15 protein-coding genes are annotated in these 23,021 nt (G+C 63.6%); all 15 read left to right on the forward strand.

What is annotated here, in order from left to right; all coding sequences use genetic code 11:
* The first annotated feature begins 39 nt into the window (after positions 1-39).
* The 15 genes from LQ249_RS01705 to pgaB all read left to right on the forward strand — a co-directional run bounded on the left by LQ249_RS01705 (position 40) and on the right by pgaB (position 23,021).
* Complete coding sequence (locus LQ249_RS01705; RefSeq protein ID WP_232566136.1) at positions 40-7,014, forward strand: Ig-like domain-containing protein; 6,975 nt, start codon at positions 40-42, stop codon at positions 7,012-7,014.
* A gap of 40 nt (positions 7,015-7,054) precedes the next feature.
* Positions 7,055-8,569, forward strand: coding sequence for a TolC family protein (locus LQ249_RS01710; RefSeq protein ID WP_232566137.1), 1,515 nt, complete (start codon positions 7,055-7,057; stop codon positions 8,567-8,569).
* The gene (cysC, locus tag LQ249_RS01715) at positions 8,553-9,140 is read left to right on the forward strand and encodes an adenylyl-sulfate kinase (RefSeq protein WP_201021698.1); all 588 of its coding nucleotides are present in this window, start codon (positions 8,553-8,555) and stop codon (positions 9,138-9,140) included. The genes LQ249_RS01710 and cysC overlap by 17 nt, the downstream gene beginning before the upstream one ends.
* 65 nt (positions 9,141-9,205) lie before the next feature.
* Positions 9,206-9,442, forward strand: a complete 237-nt coding sequence (locus LQ249_RS01720) for a DUF2789 domain-containing protein (protein WP_177030626.1) — start codon at positions 9,206-9,208, stop codon at positions 9,440-9,442.
* A 245-nt stretch (positions 9,443-9,687) separates the two neighbouring features.
* Positions 9,688-9,888 (forward strand): hypothetical protein, encoded by a 201-nt coding sequence (locus LQ249_RS01725; protein ID WP_128192268.1) that lies wholly within the window; start codon positions 9,688-9,690, stop codon positions 9,886-9,888.
* Positions 9,885-10,301, forward strand: a complete 417-nt coding sequence (locus LQ249_RS01730; RefSeq protein WP_169882130.1) for a hypothetical protein — start codon at positions 9,885-9,887, stop codon at positions 10,299-10,301. The genes LQ249_RS01725 and LQ249_RS01730 overlap by 4 nt, the downstream gene beginning before the upstream one ends.
* A gap of 513 nt (positions 10,302-10,814) precedes the next feature.
* The gene (locus tag LQ249_RS01735) at positions 10,815-11,246 is read left to right on the forward strand and encodes a MarR family winged helix-turn-helix transcriptional regulator (RefSeq protein ID WP_017845527.1); all 432 of its coding nucleotides are present in this window, start codon (positions 10,815-10,817) and stop codon (positions 11,244-11,246) included.
* Positions 11,243-13,321, forward strand: coding sequence for an FUSC family protein (locus LQ249_RS01740; protein WP_057006042.1), 2,079 nt, complete (start codon positions 11,243-11,245; stop codon positions 13,319-13,321). Before LQ249_RS01735 ends, LQ249_RS01740 begins: the two co-directional genes overlap by 4 nt.
* Positions 13,318-13,527: a DUF1656 domain-containing protein gene (locus LQ249_RS01745; RefSeq protein ID WP_046385111.1), complete on the forward strand. Its 210-nt coding sequence runs from the start codon at positions 13,318-13,320 to the stop codon at positions 13,525-13,527. Before LQ249_RS01740 ends, LQ249_RS01745 begins: the two co-directional genes overlap by 4 nt.
* Entirely contained in the window at positions 13,524-14,414 is an 891-nt protein-coding gene (locus tag LQ249_RS01750) for an efflux RND transporter periplasmic adaptor subunit (RefSeq protein WP_017845524.1), read from the forward strand. Before LQ249_RS01745 ends, LQ249_RS01750 begins: the two co-directional genes overlap by 4 nt.
* Positions 14,411-15,853: an efflux transporter outer membrane subunit gene (locus tag LQ249_RS01755; protein ID WP_046385110.1), complete on the forward strand. Its 1,443-nt coding sequence runs from the start codon at positions 14,411-14,413 to the stop codon at positions 15,851-15,853. The genes LQ249_RS01750 and LQ249_RS01755 overlap by 4 nt, the downstream gene beginning before the upstream one ends.
* A 96-nt stretch (positions 15,854-15,949) precedes the next feature.
* A complete protein-coding gene (locus tag LQ249_RS01760) occupies positions 15,950-16,582 on the forward strand; it encodes a hypothetical protein (protein WP_026139839.1) in 633 nt (210 codons plus the stop codon).
* Between the two features lie 149 nt (positions 16,583-16,731).
* Complete coding sequence (locus LQ249_RS01765) at positions 16,732-18,228, forward strand: YdgA family protein (protein ID WP_126587699.1); 1,497 nt, start codon at positions 16,732-16,734, stop codon at positions 18,226-18,228.
* Positions 18,229-18,530: 302 nt separating this feature from the next.
* Positions 18,531-21,011, forward strand: a complete 2,481-nt coding sequence (gene pgaA / locus LQ249_RS01770) for a poly-beta-1,6 N-acetyl-D-glucosamine export porin PgaA (protein WP_057006045.1) — start codon at positions 18,531-18,533, stop codon at positions 21,009-21,011.
* 12 nt (positions 21,012-21,023) lie between these two features.
* Positions 21,024-23,021 carry a poly-beta-1,6-N-acetyl-D-glucosamine N-deacetylase PgaB gene (gene pgaB / locus LQ249_RS01775; protein WP_046385107.1) on the forward strand — a complete coding sequence of 666 codons (1,998 nt, stop codon included), beginning with the start codon at positions 21,024-21,026 and terminating at the stop codon, positions 23,019-23,021.

Genomic DNA, 23,021 nt, shown 5'->3' on the forward strand with positions numbered 1-23,021 from the left:
TCATTGCGCAAATCAGCATTCGACCAACGGGTGAGCAGCATGTGGTGGAACAACCTTAAGGCACGGCCAGCAACAACCAATGCCAGCACCCTGGCGACGCCGATGATTATGTCCCTGGAACCGCGCATGCTGTTCGACGGCGCAGTGGCCGCCACCGTGGCCGATGCGGCCCAGGCCGACAGCCACGCCACCGCAGATGCTGCGGCCAAGGCGCCGACGACCACCGAACACGCCGCCACCGGTAGCGAAAGCCACGCGCAGTCCGACGCGCCCGCCACCCCCGCACCGGTTGCCGTGCCGGGGCAGAGCGTGGTGTTTGTCGATGCCCGCGTGAAGGATTCCGCCGAGCTGCTCAAAGGCGTCGCACCCGGCACCCAAGTGGTGCAACTGGATGCGAGCAAGGACGGCCTGCAGCAGATCGCCGATTACCTGGGCAGCCATCAGGGCGTCAGCTCGGTGCAGATCATCGCCCACGGCAATGCCGGTGATCTGTGGCTGGGCAGCACCTATTTGTCCGCCGACAACGTCGCAGCCCGCAGCGAAGTGCTGGCGCAGATCGGCCAGGACATGAACGTGGGCGGCGATATCCTGATCTACGCCTGCAACACCGCCGCCAGCGACAAGGGCATCAACTTTGTCGACTCGCTGGCGCAACTGACCGGGCGCGATGTTGCCGCGTCCACCAACCGCACCGGCCTGGGCGGCGACTGGACCCTGGAAGTCGCCACCGGCTCCATCGAAAGTCATACGGCGTTGTCGTACCAGGCGATGTCGGCGTATCAGTACGGCCTGGCAAACATCACGGTGACCAGCGCCGCAGACAGCGGTGCCGGCACACTGCGCCAGGCCCTGACCGATGTGGGTGTCGGCGAGACCGTCACCTTCAGCACCCCGGGCATGACGGTCAATCTGGACACGCAGTTGGTCATCGCTAAAAACCTGACCATCGATGGCGACCTGAACAACGATGGTGTTGCCGATGTGACCATCAGCGGGCAGTACAAGACCCAGGTGCTCAAGGTTAACAGCGGTGTCACCGCGACCCTGGACGGCCTGGTCATTACCAAGGGCTTGGCGGCTGGCGACGGCAGCAATGGCGGTAGCGGTATTAGCGCGGCCAATTTGCTCGGGGCGGGGATCAGTAACTTCGGTAACCTGACCCTCAATAACGTCAGCGTGACAGAGAACGCAGCCTCGGGTGGCGGTGGTGGCGGTGGCGTGGTCAATGGCAATTTCGGCGGTGCCGGTGGCGGCGGCGGCGCGGTGGGCGGAGGCAACGGCGGGCGTGGTGGCAGTACCGGCAACGGGAGCGGTGTCTACGCCGGAACTGCGGGCACCCCCAACCAGGGTGGGAAGGGTGGGGGCTACAGCACCATGGGCGGCAACGGCGGCTCGAGCAGCGGTGGTGCCGGCTCGACCGGCATCTACGGTTATACCAACGGTTCCGCTGGCGGCACAGCGACCTCTGGCGGCTTGTCGATCGGCGGCGGCGGGGGTGGTTCCGGCTGGGATGGTGCCGGTGGCAAGGGCGGCGGAGCGGCTGGCGGTATCTACAACGCCAGCGGCGCCACCCTGACCATCGTCGGCACCAGCTCGATTACCGGTAACATCGGTGCCGGCGGCGGCGGCGGTGGTGGTTCGGCGGCCGGCAGCGGCACTACTCTGAATGGCGGTGACGGTGGCCTGGGTGTCGGTGCCATCTGGAACAAAGGCACGGTATTGATCACGGCGGCCAACTTCGCGGCGCTGGGCGGTTCGGCCAACACCGGTGCCAGTGGTAACGGAGGCTTGGCCACCAACGCCTCGGCGGGCAGCAAACCCACAGCAGTCAACGGTCTGTTCAACGATATCGGCGGAACGGCGAACACCGCTTACAGTCCGGCCCCTGTCGCGACCATCGTGGTCAGCAACACCGCGCAGCACATCGGCAGCACCTCGCAGGTGACCATTACCTTCAACCAGGCCGTGACCGGCTTTACCAGCGCCGATCTGACGATCAGCAACGGTACCCTGGGCACCCTGACTACCAGCGACAACATCACCTACACCGCGACCTTTACGCCGAGCGCGAGCGTGACCAGCGCCACCAACCAGATTGTCCTCGACAATACCGGCGTCACCGCCACGTCGACGGGGACACCAGGGACCGGCACCACCTCGTCCAACAGCTTCAGCATCGATACCGTGCGCCCAACCGCGACCGTTACGGTCGTTGCGCCGACGTTGAGCACCACGGTCAACTCGACGGTGAACATTACCTTCAGCGAAGCGGTGAGCGGTTTCAGCCTTACTGACATGTCGGCGTCCAACGGCACCCTGAGCAACCTGACCACCAGTGACAATATCCACTGGACCGCGACCCTGACACCAAGCGCCAGCAACAGCAGCAGCGGCAATGTCGTTACCCTGGACAACACCCTCTATACCGATACCGCGACCAACGCCGGTACCGGCACGACCACGTCCAACACCTATGCGATCGACACGGTGCTGCCGACCTCGACCATTGTGGTGTCCGATACCGCACTGAGTATCAGCGGTAACACGTCCCTGGTGACCATCACCTTCAGCGAGGCGGTAACCGGGCTCACCGTCGGCGCCTTCACGGTCGCCGACGGCGTCCTGAGCAACTTGGGCAGCAACGACGGTGGTCTCACGTGGACCGCAACCCTGACTGCGACCCCTGGGGCCTCCCATACCGGCAATGTCATCACCCTGAACAACACCGCGGTCAGTGATGGCGCGGGCAACGCCGGCAGTGGCACCACCAATTCCAACACCTATGCGGTCGACACCGCGCGGCCGAACGCGACTGTCGTGTTCGCCAACACCAACCTGGGCATCGGTCAGACCTCGCTGGTGACCATCACCTTCAGTGAAGCCGTGACCGGGTTCACCAACGCCGACCTGATAGTGTCCAATGGCACCCTGAGTGCGGTCAGCAGCAACGACGGTGGTACCACCTGGACCGCCACCTTTACCCCGACGGCGAGTATCGTCAGCGCGAGCAACCACATCACCCTGGACAACACCGGGGTCCAGGACGTGGCGGGCAACGCCGGCAGCGGCACTACCACGTCGAACAACGTGGCCATCGACGGCGTGCGTCCGACCGCGACCCTGGTGGTTGCGAGCAACTCCCTGGGCATTGGCCAGACCTCGCTGGTGACCATTACCTTCTCGGAAGCCGTGGTCGGTTTCTCCAATGTCGACCTGACGGTGTCCAATGGCACCCTGAGTGCGGTGAGCAGCAACGACGGTGGCATCACCTGGACCGCGACCTTCACGCCGAGTGCAAACCTCACCGACACCACCAACGTCATCACCCTGGACAATACCGGCTATAGCGACACCAGCGGCAACACCGGCACCGGCACCAGCGACTCCAATAACTACGTCATCGACACCGTGCGCCCCACCGCGACCATCGTGGTCGCCGACCCGGCGCTGACCGCTGGCGAAACGTCGCTGGTGACGATCACCTTCAGCGAAGCCGTGACCGGCTTCACCCTCGCCGACCTGACGGCAAGCCACGGCAGCCTGAGCAGCCTGAGCAGCGCCGACGGCGGCATCACCTGGACCGCGACCTTCACCCCAGGAACGAACACCAACAGCGCGAGCAACGTGATCACCCTGGCCAACACCGGCATCGCCGACCTGTCCGGCAACGCAGGCGCGAGCACCACCAACTCGGCGAATTACACCGTCGATACGGTGTTGCCTTCGGCGACCATCGTGGTGGCCAACCCGACGCTGAAAATCGGTGACTCCTCCCAAGTGATGATTACGTTCAACGAGGCCGTGACCGGTTTCAGCAATGCCGACCTGACGATCACCAATGGCACCTTGAGCGCGGTCAGCAGCAGCGACGGCGGCATTACCTGGGGCGCGACGTTCACCCCGAGCAGCGCGATCAGCGACGCCACCAACCTGATCACCCTGGACAACAGCGGTGTCCAGGCGGCGGTGTCGGGTAATGTCGGCGTCGGCACCAGCAATTCCAATAACTACGCCATCGACACCCAACGTCCGACCGCGACGGTGGTGGTGAACAACGACCACCTGGGGATCGGCGGCTCGTCGCTGGTGACCATCACTTTCAGCGAAGCAGTGACCGGGTTCAGCCTGGCCGATCTGACCACCGACAATGGCACCCTGAGCAGCCTGAGCACCAGCGACAACATCACCTATACCGCGACGTTGACGCCTGTGGCAGGCGTCTCTCAGAACAACAATCACATTGTCCTGGATAACACCGGCGTGGTCGACGGCGTCGGTAACGTCGGGTCTGGCACCACGTCGTCCAACGCCTATATGATCGACAGCCAGCGGCCAACGGCGACCATCGTGATGGCCGACCCTGTGTTGAGTGCCGGCGAAACTTCCCTGGTCACGGTCACGTTCTCGGAAGCCGTCAGCGGTTTTGACAACAGCGACCTGAACGCACCCAACGGCACCCTCTCGACAGTCAGCAGCGCGGATGGCGGCGTGACCTGGACGGCGACTTTCACGCCGACCGGCAACGTCCGCGACACCACCAACCTGATCAGCCTGAACAACGCCGGCTACACCGACCTGGCCGGCAACGCCGGCAGCGGTGTCACCAACTCGGGCAACTTCACCATCGACACGGTGCAGCCAACCGCAACTATCGTCGTCGCCGACAATGCCCTGAAAATCGGCGACACCTCGCTGGTTACCATTACCTTCTCCGAAGCGGTCAGCGGTTTTACCAACGCCGACCTGACGATCGCCAACGGCACGCTGACCTCCGTCAGCAGCAACGACGGCGGCGTGACGTGGAGAGCCACCTTCACGCCGAGCAGCGCGATCAGCGACACCAGCAACGTGATCACCCTGGACAACAGCGGTGTGCAAAACGGCTCCGGCAACAGCGGCAGCGGCACCACCGATTCGAACAACTACGCCGTCGACACCGTGCGCCCAACGGCCACCATCGTGGTCGCGAACCCGGCCCTCGGCGTGGGTGACAGCTCACTGGTGGTGATCACCTTCTCGGAGGCGGTAACCGGGCTCAGCAACGCCGATCTGACGATCAACAACGGCACTTTGAGCACCGTGAGCAGCGCGGACGGCGGCGTGACCTGGACCGCGACGTTCACCCCGACGTCCGGCATCACCGACACCAGCAACGTGATCACCCTGGACAACACCGGCATCGCCGACCTGGCGGGCAACAGCGACAGCGGCACCACCGACTCGAACAACTACACCATCGACAGCCAGCGGCCAACGGCGACCATCGTGATGGCCGACCCTGTGTTGAGTGCCGGCGAAACCTCCTTGGTCACGGTCACCTTCTCGGAAGCCGTCAGCGGTTTTGACAACAGCGACCTGAACGTCGCCCATGGCACCCTGAGCGCGGTCAGCAGCAGCGACGGCGGCATCACCTGGACGGCTCTCTTCACACCGGCGGCGGGTATCCGCGCCGCCAGCAACGTGATCACCCTGGCCAATACCGGCATTGCCGACCTGGCCGGCAACGCCGGTACGGGAACGACCGACTCGGCCAACTACAGCATCGACACCGTGCTGCCGACGGCGACTATCGTGGTCGGCGACACCGCCCTCAAGGCCGGCGAGACCGCCCCGGTGACCATCACCTTCTCCGAGGCTGTCAGCGGTTTCACCCTGGCCGACCTGAGCGTGGCCAACGGCGTGCTGAGCAACCTGGGCTCCAGCGACGGCGGCGTGACCTGGACCGCGACCCTGACGCCGACGGCCGACGTGACCGACACCAGCAACCTGATCAGCCTGGACAACAGCGGCGTACAGACCGCCGCCGGCAACGCGGGCAGCGGCAGCACCGATTCGAACAACTATGCGATCGACACCCAGCGCCCGACCGCGACCATTTCGGTGGCCAACGGCACCCTGGGCATCGGCCAGACCACCACCGTCACCATCGGCTTCAGCGAGGCCGTCAGCGGTTTCGATCTGTCTGACCTGAGCGTGGCCAATGGCGTGCTGTCCAACCTGGCCAGCAACGATGGCGGCAAAACCTGGACCGCCACCCTGACCCCGACGGCGGCGATTACCGATGCGACCAACGTGATCGTGCTGGACGCCGGCCAGGTCAACGATGCTGCCGGTAACGCCGGCAGCGGCATTGCGATCTCGAACAACTTCGTGATCGATGGCGAACGCCCGACGGCGACCATCACCATTGCCAACCCGAACCTGACCGTCGGCCAGACCACCACCGTCACGTTTACCTTCAGTGAAAAAGTCAGCGGCTTCGTGCTGGATGACCTCAGCGTGGCCAACGGCACCTTGTCCAACCTGGCCAGCAACGACGGCGGCAAAACCTGGACCGCGACCCTCACACCGACGGCCAACCTCAACGACCCGAGCAACTTCATCACCCTCGACACGGGCCTGGTGAATGACATGACGGGCAACGCTGGCAGCGGTTATGCCAATTCCAACAACTACGCGATCAACACCATTGCCCTGACCGGCGACCCGCTGTTCCGCGTCACCGAGCCGGCACCGCCACCCGGCGCGCCGGATGTGCCGCTGCAACCGATCGTGTTTGGCCGGCCCGTGGGCGACCTGGGTTCACCCATTGGCTTCCCGGCGTTGTTCGAACAGCGCGAGATGGGCGCGGGCTTGCCGCCTATCGGTAACATCTTCATTCGCAACGGTGCCTTGGCGCCCAGCTTCATTGCCCAGGTGTTCAACAGCGACAGTGGCGCGAACGGCGGCGCGCAGGGCTTCCTCGGTTTTGGCGGCGGCGATGGAGGGGTGTTTGGCTCAAGCACCTTGTCGGGGTTGTTCAATCGTGAGAGTGGTGGCGGGGACAGTGGCCTCAAGGCGTTCGACGGCCGAGCGATCCAGGGCGGCGGTGACGCGGCCCAAGGCCTGCGGGGCGCATTCGGCGCCCCGACCCTGGGCCAGCAATTGCAGCAGATCAAAGACGTGGAACAGCGTCAGGTGATTGACCTGGCGAAGGCATTGCAACAGGTCGGCATCAGCGAAATGCAGGCCTGACACACTTAAATCAAGGCGCAGTAACAGGGGCAGTCCAAGGATGAATACAGTTCATAAGTTGTTCGGCGCCAGCGTGCTGGCGCTGGCGATCAGCGGTTGTGCGGTCACCAGCGAGCCGATTGAGCGCAGTGTCAGTGAGCAGCGAGCCCGCAGCGACCTGCACGGTATGTACAAGGATCAGGAGCCATTGAACGGCCCGTTGACACTGCACCAGGCCATGGCCCGGGCGGTTAAATACAACCTCGAAGGGCGCTTGAAGATCATGGAGGAGGCCCTGGCCAAGCGCCAACTCGACCTCGCCAGTTTCGACATGCTGCCGCGCATGGCGTTGTCCGCCGGTTACGCCGGGCGCAACAACACCAACGCCTCCAGCAGCCAGAGTGTTCGCACCGGCACCCAGTCCCTGGAACCGTCGACATCCCAGGACCGCGACCGTCGCGTGGCCGACCTGACCATGGTGTGGAACGTCCTCGACTTTGGCGTCAGCTACATCAGTGCCAAGCAGCAAGGCGACCAACGCCTGATCGTCCAGGAGCGGCGCCGCAAGGTGATCAACACCATCGTCCAGGATGTGCGCTCGGCCTATTGGCGGGCGGTCGCGGCCGAACGCCTGCTGACCCAGATCGACAGCCTGATGGCGCGGGTCGACCAGGCCCAGAGCAACAGCCAAAGCATGAGCGAGCAGCGTATCGGCGACCCGATCCAGGCCCTGGGCTACCAGCGCTCGCTGATCGAAGCCACGCGCCAATTGCAGGAACAGCGCCGCGCGCTCTCCCTGGCCAAGACTGAACTGTCGACCCTGATCAACCTGCCCATGGGCACCGACCTCAAGCTGGCCACGCCGGACGACTACGCCGTGCCGCAGCTCAAGGTCAACTTCGCCAGCCTGGAACAGGAAGCCCTGGCCAACCGCCCTGAACTGCGCGAGCAGGACTACCAGACCCGCATCAGCGCCGCCGAAACCCGCAAGGCCATGCTGCGCCTGCTGCCGGGCCTGGAATTCTCGGCCGGTGGGCATTACGACAGCAACTCGTTCCTGGTGGACAACCGCTGGGCCGACTACGGCGCCAAGGTCACCTGGAACCTGTTCAACGTGCTCTCCGCCCCGGCGGCCATCGACGTCGCCAAGGCCGGCGAAGAAGTCGCCACCGCACGGCGCCAGGCCATGTCCATCGCGGTGCTGGCGCAACTCTACGTCGCCAACGCGAACTTCCAGGACGCCGTGCGCCAGTTCAAGACCAACGAACAGCTGGCCGACATCGACGGGCAGATCCTCACCCAACTGCGCAACCGTCACCAAGCCGCAGGCCTGGGCGAACTGGACCTGATCCAGGGCGAACTCAATACCCTGCAAGCCGACCTGCGCCGCGACCTGGCCTACGCCGACCTGCGCAACGCCTACGGCCAGATCTTCGCCAGCGCCGGGCTCGACCCGTTGCCGGAGCAGGTCGATTCCGACCGCGTGCAGTCCATCGCCACCGCGCTGGCCGGCCGCGAATCGGCGTGGGCCGCCGGCAACATCGCCGCCCCGGTGCCCCGTGCCGCCGCCAAGTAACCTGGTGGCACCGACCGCGAGCATCACGCGTGCCCAGCGTGAGGCTCGCAACGGTCATCGCGGCGTGGCGATCCTGCTGACCGGCCTGCCGGCGTCGGGTAAATCGACCCTGGCCCAAGGGCTGCAGGCGGCGTTGTTCGAACAAGGCCGACACAGCATCGTGCTCGACGGCGATGCCTTGCGTGGCGGCTTGAACAAAGACCTGGGGTTTGCCGACGGCGACCGCCTGGAAAACATCCGCCGCGCCGCCGAACTGGCGGCGTTGCTGGTGGACAACGGGCAAATCGTGATCCTGGCGCTGATCGCGCCGTTGGTCGAATTACGCGCGGTGCTCGCCGAACGCCTGGGCGCGGACTATCGGGAAGTGTGGTGCAACGCCGCACTGGACATCTGCGAACGCCGCGACCCCAAAGGCCACTACGCCCGCGCCCGACGCGGCGAACTGCCGGGGTTCACCGGCATCGGCTCACCCTACGAACCGCCGCCGCAAGCCGCCCTGGTCCTGGAGACCGGCCAGCTATCCGTGCAGCAATGCGTCGCACAACTGCAGGCCTGGTTGCAAACCCTGTAGCGCAAGCTCGCGCCTGCCGTGGGTGAGGGCTAGACTCGGATAAACCCACCTATCCGGAGCTCATCATGCAATCGCCTGAACACAGCTTGCCCTCCCTGTTCAAACAACTCGGCCTGGCCGACGACCCCGCTGGCATCGAGCAATTCGTCACCGCGCACTCACCGCTCAAGGCGGACCTGAAACTGGCCGATGCGTTTTTCTGGACGGATAGCCAGAAAGCGTTTTTGCGTGAGGAAATTCTGGAGGATGCGGATTGGGCTGAAGTGGTGGATGAGTTGAACCTGATGTTGCGGCGTGATTGAGAGGTGAAAAAAAATCTTTGATGAAATGCCGTAATGTAAAAAAATTAGTGTGCGGTAAAAAACTGGGCTGTAAGCGGCCCAGTTAATTTTTTCTGGAAAGCTTCGCACCATGGCAATCGACCTGCGCGCTGGGGCGGGTGATACACGAGGTTGGGAAATTTCCTATCGACTAAAAGGAAGTGGATGATGGTGGGCAGAGTGAGGAACCCTTATCAACGGGGCTGACTCCTTCTTCTGAACACAACATGAAACGACTGATCCCCCGCGCTGAAATTGAACAATATGACCTCACAAAAATCGAGAGTCCCTATTTTGCCGGCAGCAAAGTAAGGGAGTTTTTCCGTGCGCCTTATGCGTTGCAGGGACTGAGTGAACTTCTTGGTGAATGCAATATTTCCCCTGTTTGTTGTTCTGGGGAAAAAAGATCAAAGGACGCAGGAAAATGACGCGCAAGCATGTTTTTTGGTTTTGGGGAGCCATGGATGCCCTTTATCTGATTCGCTATGCAGTGGCCGCCGTAATACAGGCAAGGATTCCTTTTTTAAGTGATCTTGAAAGTGCTTTATGGGTGCTGCGTGATCATAGCGTTGTGCAGTTATTCATGTTCGGCTTTGCCATGCTGCTGCAAGTTTCCATTGTGATCTCGTGCTTGCTGTTCTTTCTTGGACGTGAACAGGTGAGGTGGATTACTTACCTTCAAACACCCTTGCGATTGGCTTTTATTGTGCCTTCTGTTTCGCTGTTGCTAGTGGGTGCTCAGCTTGTTCCCAACTACAACGTGGTGTTAATGGCTGCGTTAGTTGTTGTATCCGAGGCAGTGAAAGTCTGGAGCGTCTGGCGGTGGAGCAAAAGGTGCTGATATTTTCCGGCAGAGCCACTTAGGAGACTGAGCGGTCAATAAGCCGGTTGCACAGCAATCCTGAAGCCGACACCGATCCAAATGTGGGAGGGGGCTTGCCCCCGATAGCGGCAGATCAGTCAATCGTGTATTGCCTTCACTCCGCTATCGGGGGCAAGCCCCCTCCCACATGGGTCATGCGGCGTTGTGGCTATCGTTGAAGATCCAACCCTCACACTGAAAGTCGCTTTACTTACCCACGCCACGCCCGAATGGCAGGCAGCACAGCAATCCTGAAGCCGACACCGATCCAAATGTGGGAGGGGGCAAGCCCCCTCCCACATGGGTCATGCGGCGTTGCGGCTATCGTTGAAGATCCAACCTTCGTGCTGAAAGCCGCTTTACTTACCGACACCACCCATCCGCTAAATTTGTTTCAAAACTTGACGCATCTAGCGCCATCCACCATATTGATAGTTAGCAAACTAACTGTATGCGAACGATCCAGTGCCCAAGACCCTCGAACAACTCCAGATGAACCTCAGCAGCAGCATGGTGGTGGGCGCCCGTAATTGGCGCAAAATCTGCCAGAACACGCTGGTGAGCTACGGTATTTCCGAAGCCTGCGCCGTGCCGTTGCTGATGATCGGCCGCCTGGGCGACGGGGTGCATCAAGTCAAAGTGGCCCAGGCTTCGGGGATGGAAAGCCCGTCGCTGGTGCGCCTGCTCGACCAACTGTGCAGCGGCGGCTATGTGTGCCGCAGCGAAGACACCCACGACCGCCGCGCCAAGGCCTTGAGCCTCACCGCGCGGGGCCGTGAGCTGGTACAGGCGGTGGAGGCGCAACTGGTGCGCCTGCGCCGCGACGTGCTGGCCGATATTGCGCCTGCGGACATGGAGGTTGCGCTGCGCGTGTTGCGCGCCTTTGAAGTCGCGCATCAATACCCTGTGGTTGCAGCATCTTGAGAGGATTTTTTACCGGCATGCCGCCGGCCAAGGACTGGTTCTACGGGGTACGCACGTTCGCGGCGTCGATGATCGCGTTGTACATCGCCATGCTCATGCAAATGCCGCGTCCGTACTGGGCGATGGCCACGGTGTACATCGTCTCCAGCCCGTTTGTCGGGCCGACCAGTTCCAAGGCGCTGTACCGTGCGATCGGCACCTTCATGGGCGCGGCGGCGGCGGTGGTGTTCGTGCCGATGTTTGTGCAATCGCCCTACCTGCTGGTGGTGGTGATTGCATTGTGGACGGGCACCCTGCTGTTTCTCTCCATGCACCTGCGCACCGCGAACAACTACGCCCTGATGCTGGCCGGCTACACCTTGCCGCTGATCGCCTTGCCAGTGGTGGATAACCCGTTGACGGTGTGGGACGTGGCTGAAGCGCGCACCGAGGAAATCTTTCTTGGCATCGCGGTGGCGGCGGTGGTCGGCGCAATGTTCTGGCCGCGGCGCCTGATGCCGGTGTTCGATGGCTCGGTGGCCAAGTGGTTCAGCGACGCCCAGGTCTACAGCCAGCGCTTTATGAGCCGCAACGTGGCGCGCGACGAAGTCAGCGCCTTGCGCGGCGGTATGGTCGCCACCTTCAACACGTTGGAATTGATGATCGGCCAGTTGCCACACGAAGGCGCCCGGCCGCAGACGGTGCGCAACACCAAGGAACTGCGCGGGCGGATGATCCACCTGCTGCCGGTGGTGGATGCGCTCGACGATGCGCTATACGCCATCGAACACCGTGCGCCGGAGTTTCTCGAAACGCTCGCGCCGCTGTTGGAGGCCACGGATCAGTGGCTGCAAAGCACCACCGAGTCGGCCCCGTTGGAGCGCTGGCGCACCCTGCGTGACCAACTCGACGCGCTGCAACCGGCAGGCGAAGCGCTGGACGACCGCCACACGCTGCTGTTCTCCAACGCCCTGTATCGCCTGGGTGAGTGGATCGACCTGTGGCAAGACTGCCGCAGCCTGCAGGCCGCGATCCAATGCGAGAGCCAGGACACCTGGCGCGCCGTTTACCGCCACTGGCGCCTGGGCCGCCTGACGCCTTTTCTCGACCGTGGCCTGATGTTCTACTCGGCGTTTTCCACCGTCACCGCGATCATCGTCGCCTCGGTGCTGTGGATTCTGCTGGGCTGGACCGACGGCGGCAGCGCCGTGATCCTGGCAGCCGTCGCCTGCAGCTTCTTTGCGTCGATGGACGACCCGGCACCGCAGATCTACCGGTTCTTTTTCTGGACCGCCATGTCGGTGCTGTTCGCCAGCCTGTATCTGTTCCTGGTGCTGCCCAACCTGCACGATTTCCCCATGCTGGTGCTGGCGTTCGCGGTGCCGTTTATCTGCATCGGCACACTCACGGTCCAACCGCGTTTCTACCTGGGCATGCTGCTGACGTTGGTGAACACCTCGTCGTTCATCAGCATCCAGGGCGCCTATGACGCCGACTTCCTCAACTTCGCCAACGTCAACCTGGCCGGGCCCGTGGGCCTGCTGTTTGCCTTTGTGTGGACGCTGATCGCGCGGCCCTTCGGTGCCGAGTTGGCCGCCAAGCGCCTGACCCGGTTCACCTGGCACGACATCGTCGGCCTGACCGAACCGGCGAACCTGGCCGAACAACGGCACCTGGCCGCGCAAATGCTCGACCGCTTGATGCAGCACCTGCCGCGCCTGGCCATCATCGGCCATGACACCGGCGTCGCCCTGCGCGATTTGCGCGTGGCGCTGAACCTGCTCGACCTGCTGGCCTACTCGCCACGGATCTACGGCGTACCGCGGGTGTTGCTCGGCCAAGTGGTGGAAGGCGTCGGCGCTTACTACAAGGCCTGCCTCAAGGCGGGCCGACGCTTGCCTTCGCCCAGCGGCCTGCTGATGACCCTCGACCGCACGCGCCGCGCCCTCAACGGCCAAGGCCTGCAAGACGAAGACGACACCCGCCTGCATCTGTTGCATGCCCTGGCGGGTCTGCGCCTGGCGCTGTTGCCCGGCGTGGAATTGATTGGCGGCACCGAGACCGAGGCGCCGCTGCCTGATGGAGCGCCTTTATGATCGGTGATCTGGATATCAGCGGGGTGTTCCTGCCCACGCTGCTGGTGCTGATGGGCATTGCTTACGTGTTGTTTCTGCTGGTGCACGGGTTGTTGACCCGTCTGCACTTTTATCGCCTGGTCTGGCACCGGGCATTGTTCAACGTGGGGCTCTACGCGCTGTTGCTGGGCGCGGTGGACTCACTCAGTCGATACCTGATGACATGAAAAAACCTTTTTTGACCATCGGCCGTGTCGTCCTGACGTTGTTGATCGTGAGCTTCGCGGTCGTCGTCGTATGGCGCATGGTCATGTACTACATGTTTGCGCCCTGGACCCGTGACGGCCACATCCGTGCCGATATCGTGCAGATCGCCCCGGACGTGTCCGGGCTGATCCAGCGCGTCGACGTGCGCGACAACCAACTGGTGAGCAAAGGCCAGGTGCTGTTCGCCGTCGACCAGGACCGCTTCAAACTGGCCCTGCGCCAGGCCCAGGCCGCCGTGGCCGACCGCCAGGAAACCCTGGCCCAGGCCCAGCGCGAGTACAAGCGTAACCGTGGCCTGGGCAACCTGGTGCCGAGCGAGCAACTGGAAGAAAGCCAGTCCCGCGTCGCCCGTGCCCAGTCGGCCCTGGCCGAAGCGCAAGTGACGGTGGACTCGGCGCAACTCAACCTCGACCGTTCGGTGATCCGCAGCCCGGTGGACGGCTACGTCAACGACCGTGCGCCGCGCACGCAGGAGTTCGTCACCGCCGGGCGCCCGGTGCTGTCGGTGGTGGACAGCAACTCCTTCCATATCGACGGCTACTTCGAAGAGACCAAGCTCGACGGCATCCACGTCGGCATGGGCGTCGATATCCGTGTGATTGGCGACGGCGCCCGCCTGCACGGCCATGTGCAGAGCATCGTCGCCGGTATCGAGGACCGTGACCGCAGCAGCGGCGCCAACCTGCTGCCCAACGTCAACCCGGCGTTCAGCTGGGTGCGCCTGGCCCAGCGGATTCCGGTGCGTATCGCGTTTGACGAGGTGCCGGCGGACTTTCGCATGATCGCCGGGCGCACCGCGACGGTGTCGATCATCGGCGACAAGCCCAAGGACGGAGCCCAGCCATGAAGCAGATTTTGGCAACCGCGGCGCTGGGTGTGCTGTTGTCAGCCTGCCAGGTGGTCGGCCCGGATTATCGACTGCCGGACAAGGCCGCCATGAACCGTGGCGACCTGCAAGGGCAACTGGCGGGCGAGGGCGCTAACGTGGTCTCGGCGCCGGTGCCGGCGGACTGGTGGAAGCTGTACAACGACCCGCGCCTGGATGAACTGGTGCGCCAGGCCATGGCTTCCAACACCGACCTGCGCGTCGCCGCCGCCAACTTGCAGCGGGCGCGCTATCAGGTGCAGGAGGCTGAATCCGTCGGCGGCTGGAGCGCCGGCGCCAAGGCCGAAGCCCAGCGCCTGCAAGAGTCCGGCGAAGCGTTTTTACTCTCGGAAAAAGTCCCGGTGGGCAACATCGGCAGCGTGGGGATCACCACCTCGTATCAATTCGATCTGTTCGGCACCTTGCAGCGCGGCATCGAAAGCGCCCAGGCCAGCGCCGACGCAACCCAGGCCGCGGCCGATATTGCGCGGATCACCCTGGTCGCCGATGTGGTGCGTTCGTACACGCAAGTCTGCGCGGCCAACGAAGAGCTGGCGATCGCCAACGAATCCCTCGACCTGCAAGCCCAGAGCACGACGTTGACCCAGCGCCTGCGCGACGCCGGGCGCGGCGATGAAACCCAGGTCACCCGCTCGCAGACCCAGTACAAATCCTTGCGCGCCGACATGCCGCGCTACGAAGCTGCGCGCCAGGCCGGGCTGTTTCGCCTGTCGATGCTGCTGGCCAAGCCGGTGGCGCAACTGCCGGCGGGCACCGGTACGTGCGCCGAACTCCCGCACATCGCCCAACTGCTGCCGGTGGGCGATGGCGCGACGCTGCTCAAGCGTCGCCCCGATGTGCGCCAGGCGGAACGCCAACTGGCCGCGGCCACTGCGCGCATCGGCGTGGCCACGGGCGCGCTGTACCCGGACATCAGCATCGGCGCCTCGGTCAGCACGGTCGGGTTGCTCGAAAATCTCGGCACGCCGGCCACCAACCGCTGGGGCTTTGGCCCGATGATCAGTTGGACCGTGCCGACCAACGGCGCCCGCGCGCGCATCCACGAAGCCGAAGCGGCAACCCAGGGCGCCCTCGCGCACTTCGACGGGGTGGTGCTCAACGCCATCCGCGAAACCCAGACCGGCCTGGCGCAGTACACCGCGCAGTTACAGCGCCGCGATGCCCTGGCCGAAGCCGACGCATCGGCCAAGGAAGCCGCAGACCAGACCCACCGCTTCTTCCAGGCCGGCCGCGCATCGTTCCTCGCCGACCTGCAAGCCACGCGCACCTACACCGATGTGCGCGCGCAACTGGCGGCGGCCAACACCCAGGTTGCCATGAGCCAGATCGATCTGTTCCTGGCCCTGGGCGGCGGCTGGGAAAGCGGACGAACGCAAGCCTCACAGCCCGGCAAACCCTGAGCAGCTAGCTATGCTTTGACAAGCGGGCCGCCATGCTTTTTGACCGGCAGAGGGCCCGCCTGACACAGCTCGCGTTTGCTCATGGGGATTCCAATAATGAAAAACCCTTATGCTCCCGCTTTCTGGTGCGTGTGCTTCGCACTGGTGTTGTTATCGGCGGCCTACTTCTACGGCGTCATGCTCGCTCACCGAATCGACACGGCCATGGTGTTTCTCGACAGCGCCTGCCTGGTGATCGGCACCTTGTCCATCGGCGTCGTCGCCTGGGCGTCCTACCAAAACCAAAAGGTGAAGAAAAAACTCCTCGAACAAGGCAAGACCCGCGTCGCGATCTGGGACACCAAGGTCGCCCTGCGGCGGGTCGAAACCGTGTTCGACCGCTATTTCTGGGGCAGCTATTGGCAGCCCGGGCGCACCTTCCAGGAAGTCATGGGCGACCTGACCGGCACGCCCCTGGAAAAAAGCCTCGAGACCCTGAAAAAACAATGCGTGCTGCTGGATCGGCAGGTCGCCGACGGTAGGCATTGGCTGAATAATGCGCGGGAATTGTCCGATGTGGCCACGCAGATGGCCCGCGAGCGCTACCAACTGGACTTCTGCGACCCCAAGGTCGATACCCCCGGTAATGCCGTGATACACCGTGAATTCGAGGTGTTGGTGTACACCTGGACTGCCCGGTTGAAGAGTTTCGACCACCAGTTGGACGAGATCGAAACGGAATATTCCTGAACTTGCGTGGAACTGATCCCTCTGAAAGTCTGGGCCGTTCGCGGCCGCCAGTGCTAATCTTCCCCCCGTTTTTCGGCGGGCTTGAGCCAACCTCACTCGGGGTTCAAGGAAGACAGCCCACTTCTCACAGGATTTGATCAGGTCACCTCATGAATAAGCCAGCAGTCGTTCTTTTGGGTTTTGTTGTCGCCGTTGGCGTCGTCAGTGCAGGCGGCGCCTGGTACACCGGTAAGCAACTGGAACCGGTGCTGCAAACCGCGATCCAGAACGCCAACAAGGAACTGAAGACCTCCATGGCCGGCGTCGACGGCACGATGGCCCTTGAGCTGGTGTCCCTGGAGCGTGGCGTGTTCAGCAGCACCGCCCATTACCGCCTGAAAGCACAAGGTGCGGTCTTCGGCGAAGACAACCCGAACCCTGAATTGCTGTTCGTCGACCATATCGAACACGGCCCGCTGCCGTTGTCGCGCCTGGTCACGCTGAAGTGGCTGCCGGTCATGGCCACCAGTCACTATGAGTTGGAAAAGAACGCCACCACCGAGAAGTGGTTTGCCGCCGCCAAAGACGTGTCGCCGCTCAAGGGCGTGGCCAACATCGGCTACAGCCTCTCGGTCAACGGCAACGTCGAATTGCTGCCCCTGGCGTTCAAGGACGACAAGTCGTCGGTGAGCTTCTCCGGTGCCAACCTGAACTTCGACAGCAGCGCCGAAGGCAAGAAGGTCAAGGCCGACGGTTACATGAACAGCCTCAAGGTCGCCGTCGTCGACGCCAATGGCTCGCCGTTCGAAGCCGAACTGGCCGGGCTGACAGTGGCCAGCAACCTGGAAAAATCCACGTTCGGTTTCTACACCGGGCAGAACACCGTGGAACTGACCGACACCAAGCTCACCATGGGCCCGCAGAAGGCCGTGCTGACCCTCAAGGGCTTCGAGCAGAAAGACACCAGCGACACCAAGGACAACAACCTGGCCGGGCGCGTCGATTACAAGATCGACGAGATCGGTTACCAGGGCAAACCCGTGGGTTCGGCCGCCATGGCCCTGAGCATGAAGAACGTCGACGTGCCGTCGATGCTGGTGCTGACCAAGCTCTATCAGGACAAGATGGCACCCGTGCAGGCCGCCGCTGCCGCCGGTGAACCGGTACCCGAGCTGCAACTGAGCGACGCCGAGCAGGCCCTGGCCGATACCAACGTCAACCAACTGCTGGCCGCCAAGCCGCAAGTGGCGGTGGAAAACCTGTCGCTGAAAACCACCCGTGGCGAAAGCAAATTCAGCCTGGTCGTGGACCTGGCCAAGCCAAGCAGCATGGAACTGCCGCCGATGGAGCTGGGCAAGCAGATCATCGCGTTGCTCGATGCCAACCTGAGCCTGTCCAAGCCGATGATCGCCGACGTTGCCGCCCTGCAAGCGCAGCTCGGTGGTGTGACCGACCCTGAAGCCATCGAGCAGCAATCCCAGATGGCCAGCGAGATGATCAGCGGCATGGCCGTCGGTACGCAACTGGCGACCCTGGTCGGCAGCGACGTGGTGTCCAAGCTGCACTACGCCAACAACGAAGTGACGTTCAACGGCCAGAAGATGACGGTTGAGCAATTCCTCTCCTTCGTCATGTCCAAAGTCGGTGCGATGGGCGGCGCGCAGTAAAAATATTCTGCACCGGTCAGAAATAAAAAAAGCGGGGGCGGGTTTGCGGGTGAAACGGGTCAAATAGTCGCCATGGCGATTGGCTGAAGCCCCGTTATCTTCGGTAAGTCCGTCGCCACATTGATTTTTTTCAGGATGTCGGGCAATTCTGAACAATTGTTCTGAATTGGACTTTTTCCTATTTTCTTGAGGGATAGTTCCCACAGGAAAGCTAGGCCGGGTCCCGAGACGCCGGCACCCTGCAGCAAATTGCTCAGGACCACCTATCGTTACAGCTTTCCGTGTGTAAGGAAGCTCGCGATATGTTGCCAAACCCTCCACTCAGTGCATCAGGCCGGTTGCGACTGCTCATCGGGGTCGCCTTGTGCAGTCAGTTGCTGATGCCCACCTTCGCCGTGGCCGACCCGGCCTATGACGCCCTGATCATTCAGGCGCGCAACGGCAACTTCACCCCCGCGCTGACCCAACTGCGCCAGTTGCCTGCCGAACGGCAGACAGCGGGCCAGGTCAGCGACCATCTGGTGATCGCCGGGTGGGCCGGCCAGGACGCCGAAGTACTGAAGGTGTACGAGGCCCAGGGCCAGAATCGCAACCTCACGCCCCAGGCGCTCGCCACGGTGGCGCGCACCTATCGCAACCAACAGCAGTGGGCCAAGGCCGAGGCGGTGTATCGCCAGGCGTTGCTGCGTGAACCGAACAATACCGACCTGCAACTCGGCCTGGCGTTGACCCAGGCCGACGGCGGCCAAGCCAGCGAGGCCGTGCAGCGCACCCGCGCAATGGTCGCGGCCAAGCCCGACGACCCCAACCGGCGCATGGCCCTGGGCTACGCGCTGACCCGCGCCGGCTTGAATTACGACGCCCTGTTCGAGTTCGACCAAGCGTTTATCCGCGCCGGCGACAAGCCTGAGGTCGCCCGTGAATACATCGTCGCCCTGCAAAAGGCCCGCCTGCCGGAGCCGGCCTTGCGTCTGGCGACCCAGCGCCCGGGCCTGCTCGACCCCGTCACCCAGCGCCGCCTCGAAGGCGACCTGGCCGCCGAACGGGTACGCATGGCCGAGTTCGCCACGCGCACCGAGAAAGAACGCTACGTGATCGCCGACCGCGCCCTGCAGGACTACGACAAACTGCTCACCCGCTGGACCCCCGATGCCAGCGCCCATGACGACGTGGTGCGCTGGCGCATCGACCGCCTGGGCGCACTCAAGGCCCGGGCGCGCACCGCCGAGGTGATTCGCGAGTACGAAACCCTCACGGCCGAAGGCGTGCAATTGCCGACCTACGCAGTGCGCTGGGTGGCGGCGTCCTACCTCGACCAGCGCCAGCCGGAAAAGGCCGAGCCGCTGTATCGCCAGGCACTGAGCGCCACCGACGCCGAGCCCGATGACCGGGTCGAAGACAGCACGGCCTTGTTCTACGCCCTGCAGGAAAGCGACAAAGGTGTCGAAGCCCGCAAGGTTGCCACTACCCTCGCCGACAACCAGAAACCGCGGGTCGAACTCAAAGGCCTGCCCATCGGCAACCCCAACGATGCATGGATGGATGCCCAGCAACTGTCGGCGCAGTCCGGCGTGTACGGGGGCGATCTGCCGGGCAGCGAAGCCGGCCTGGAAGCCCTGGTGGCACGGGCTCCGGGCAACGTCGGCCTGCGCCTGGCCCAGGCGGACATGTACCGCGCCCGCGACCTGCCACGGCGCGCCGAAGCGACCCTCAAGGAAACCGAAGCCCAGGTGCCGCGCGACATCAGCCTGGAAGTGTCCCAGGCCTACACCGCCATGGATCTGCAGGAGTGGCGCCAACTCGACGTGCTCGCCGACGACGTCATCGCCCGCAACCCCGACAGCCGCCAGGTGCAGCGTCTCCAGCGCCTGCGCAACGTCCACGACATGGCCGAAGTGCGCGTCGAGGCCTACACCGGCAAAAGCTATGGCGGCGGTAATAACGGCGACGTGGGCGCGGTCACCGGCAGCCGTGACTGGGGCATTGAAAGCGTGATCTACACGCCGCCCATCGATGAAGACTGGCGCCTGTTCGCCGGCGCCGGCTACGCCACCGCCGACTTTTCCGAAGGCACCGGCCAGCACCGTTGGCAGCGCGTGGGCGTGGAGCGGCGGACCCGCGACATGACCCTGGAAGCCGAGGTGTCCAACCACTCCTACGGCTTTGGCTCCAAACAAGGCGCGCGCGTGTCGATCGCCCGCGACATCAACGATAACTGGCAATACGGCGGCAGCCTCGATTACCTCTCGGCCACCACACCGTTGCGTGCGCTGAATGCCGACATCACGGCCAACGGCGGCAGCGGCTTCATCCGCTGGCGCGCCAATGAAAGCCGTGAGTGGAAGCTGTCCCTCAGCCCGTCGCACTTCAGCGACGGCAACGACCGCATCGAAACCTTGCTCACTGGCCGCGAGGGCATCTACAGCTCGCCGGGCGTGCAAGTGGACCTGGGCCTGGAAGTCAGCGCCAGCCACAACAGCAAGGCCGACACGGTGTACTTCAACCCGAAGTCGGACTTCAGCGTGTTGCCCACCGTCACCGTCAACCATGTGCTCTATCACCGCTACGAGACCCAGTGGAGTCAGCAGTTCCAAGTCGGAGCGGGTACGTATAGCCAGAGGGATTATTCCACCGGCGGTGTCGGCTTGATCGGTTACGGCCAACGCTTTCGCTGGAACGACGTTCTCGAAGCCGGCGCCAACCTGAGCCTGATCAGTCGACCCTATGACGGTGATCGCGAACGCGATCTGCGCCTGCTCGTCGACCTCACTTACCGTTTCTAGAAGAGCCTGACCATGACTGTCCTCAGCCGTTGCTTGCTGGTCCTGGGTGTATTGCTGGCCAGTGCCTGTGCCCAGCAGCCCGCCCCTTTCACTCCACCCGCCGAGCGGCCGACCCCGGCCAACGAAGTGCCGTGGCCGAAAAACCATTTCCTGGGCATTGCCTATCACGACGTCGAGGATCGCGACCCCGACCAGGCGGTGGTGGCGGTGCGTACCGAACGTTTGATCGAGCAGTTGGCCTGGCTGCGGGAGAACGGTTACCAGGCGGTCAGTGTCGACCAGATCCTCGCGGCCCGCCGTGGCGGTCCAGCGCTGCCGCCGAAAGCCGTGATGCTCAGCTTCGATGATGGCTATTCGAGCTTCTATACCCGCGTGATGCCGATACTGCGGGCCTATCACTGGCCGGCCCTGCTCGCGCCGGTTGGCACCTGGATCGACACGCCGATGAACCAACCGGTGGACTTCGCCGGCTCACCGCGCCCGCGGGGTGAGTTCCTGACCTGGGCGCAGATCCGCGAAGTGTCCCGCTCGGGTCTGGTGGAAATCGCCGCGCACACCGATGCCAGTCACAAAGGGATATTGGCCAACCCCCAGGGCAACCTGGAGCCGGCGGCGACCTCCCTGCGCTTCGATCCGGCCACCGGCCGCTATGAAACCCAGGCGCAGTTCGAGGCGCGGATGCGCGCGGATGTCGTGGCGATCTCCAACAAGATCCGCAGCGTCACCGGCAAGGCACCGCGGGTGTGGGTATGGCCCTACGGCGCAGCCAAGGGCACCTCGCTGGCGATCGTCGGCGAGCAGGGCTATGAGATGGCCCTGACCCTGGAAGACGGCCTCGACAGCTCGTCCAACCTGATGAACAGCCCGCGCTTCCTGGTGGCGTCCGACCCGGACGGCGAACATTTCGCCAACAGCATCGTCGCGGTGCAAACCCAGGCACCGCTGCGGGTGCTGCATGTGGACCTGGACAACGTCTACGACCCGGACCCGGCCCAACAAGCGCGCAACCTCGACCAACTGGTGCAGCGCGTGGTGGACATGGGCGCGGGCACCGTGTTCCTGCAAGCCTTCGCCGACCCCAAGGGTGATGGCCTGGTGCATCAACTGTACTTCCCCAACCGCCACTTGCCGGTGCGTGCCGACCTGTTCAACCGTGTCGCCTGGCAGTTGCACACCCGTGCCCATGCCAGCGTGTATGCCTGGATGCCGGTGCTCAGTTTCGCCCTCGACCCCAAGCTGCCGCGCGTGACCCGCTGGGACCCGGAGACCGGCAAGGTCGGCCTCGACCCGGATCAATACCAGCGCCTGTCGCCGTTCGACCCGCAGGTGCGCAAGATCATTGGCGAGATCTATGAGGACCTGGCCCGCAACAATGCCATCGACGGCGTGCTGTACCACGACGATGCGCTGCTGTCCGACTTCGAAGACGCCAGCCCCGCCGCGCTCAAGGTCTATGCCGCCAACGGCCTGCCCGCCAGCATCGCGGCCCTGCGCGCCGACCCGGCGGTGATGCAGCGTTGGACGCGCTTCAAGAGTCGTTACCTGATCGACTTCACCCAGGAGCTGACCGCCAAGGTCCGCGCCATCGGTGGTCCGCAGGTGCAGACCGCGCGCAATATCTTCGCCGAGCCGATGCTCAACCCGCAGAGCGAAGCGTGGTTCGCGCAGAACCTCGACGACTTCCTCCAGACCTATGACTGGACTGCGCCGATGGCCATGCCGCTGATGGAAGGCGAGACACTCAAGAATTCCAACGCCTGGTTGGAAAAACTGGTCGCCACGGTCAAGGCGCGCCCTGGTGCGCTGGAACGTACCGTATTCGAACTGCAAGCCAAAGACTGGCGCACCAAGGCCGCGCCGGACCTGAACGGTGCGCAATTGGCCGAATGGATGGGCGTGCTCAAACGCCAGGGGGTCACGAGTTTTGGCTACTACCCGGACAACTTCCTGGAAAATTCCCCGGACTTGAAAACCGTGCGTCCGGCCCTTTCCAACCAATGGAACCCTTGA

This window comes from Pseudomonas sp. 7-41 (assembly GCF_021233075.1).
Taxonomy (GTDB): Bacteria; Pseudomonadota; Gammaproteobacteria; order Pseudomonadales; family Pseudomonadaceae; genus Aquipseudomonas; species Aquipseudomonas veronii.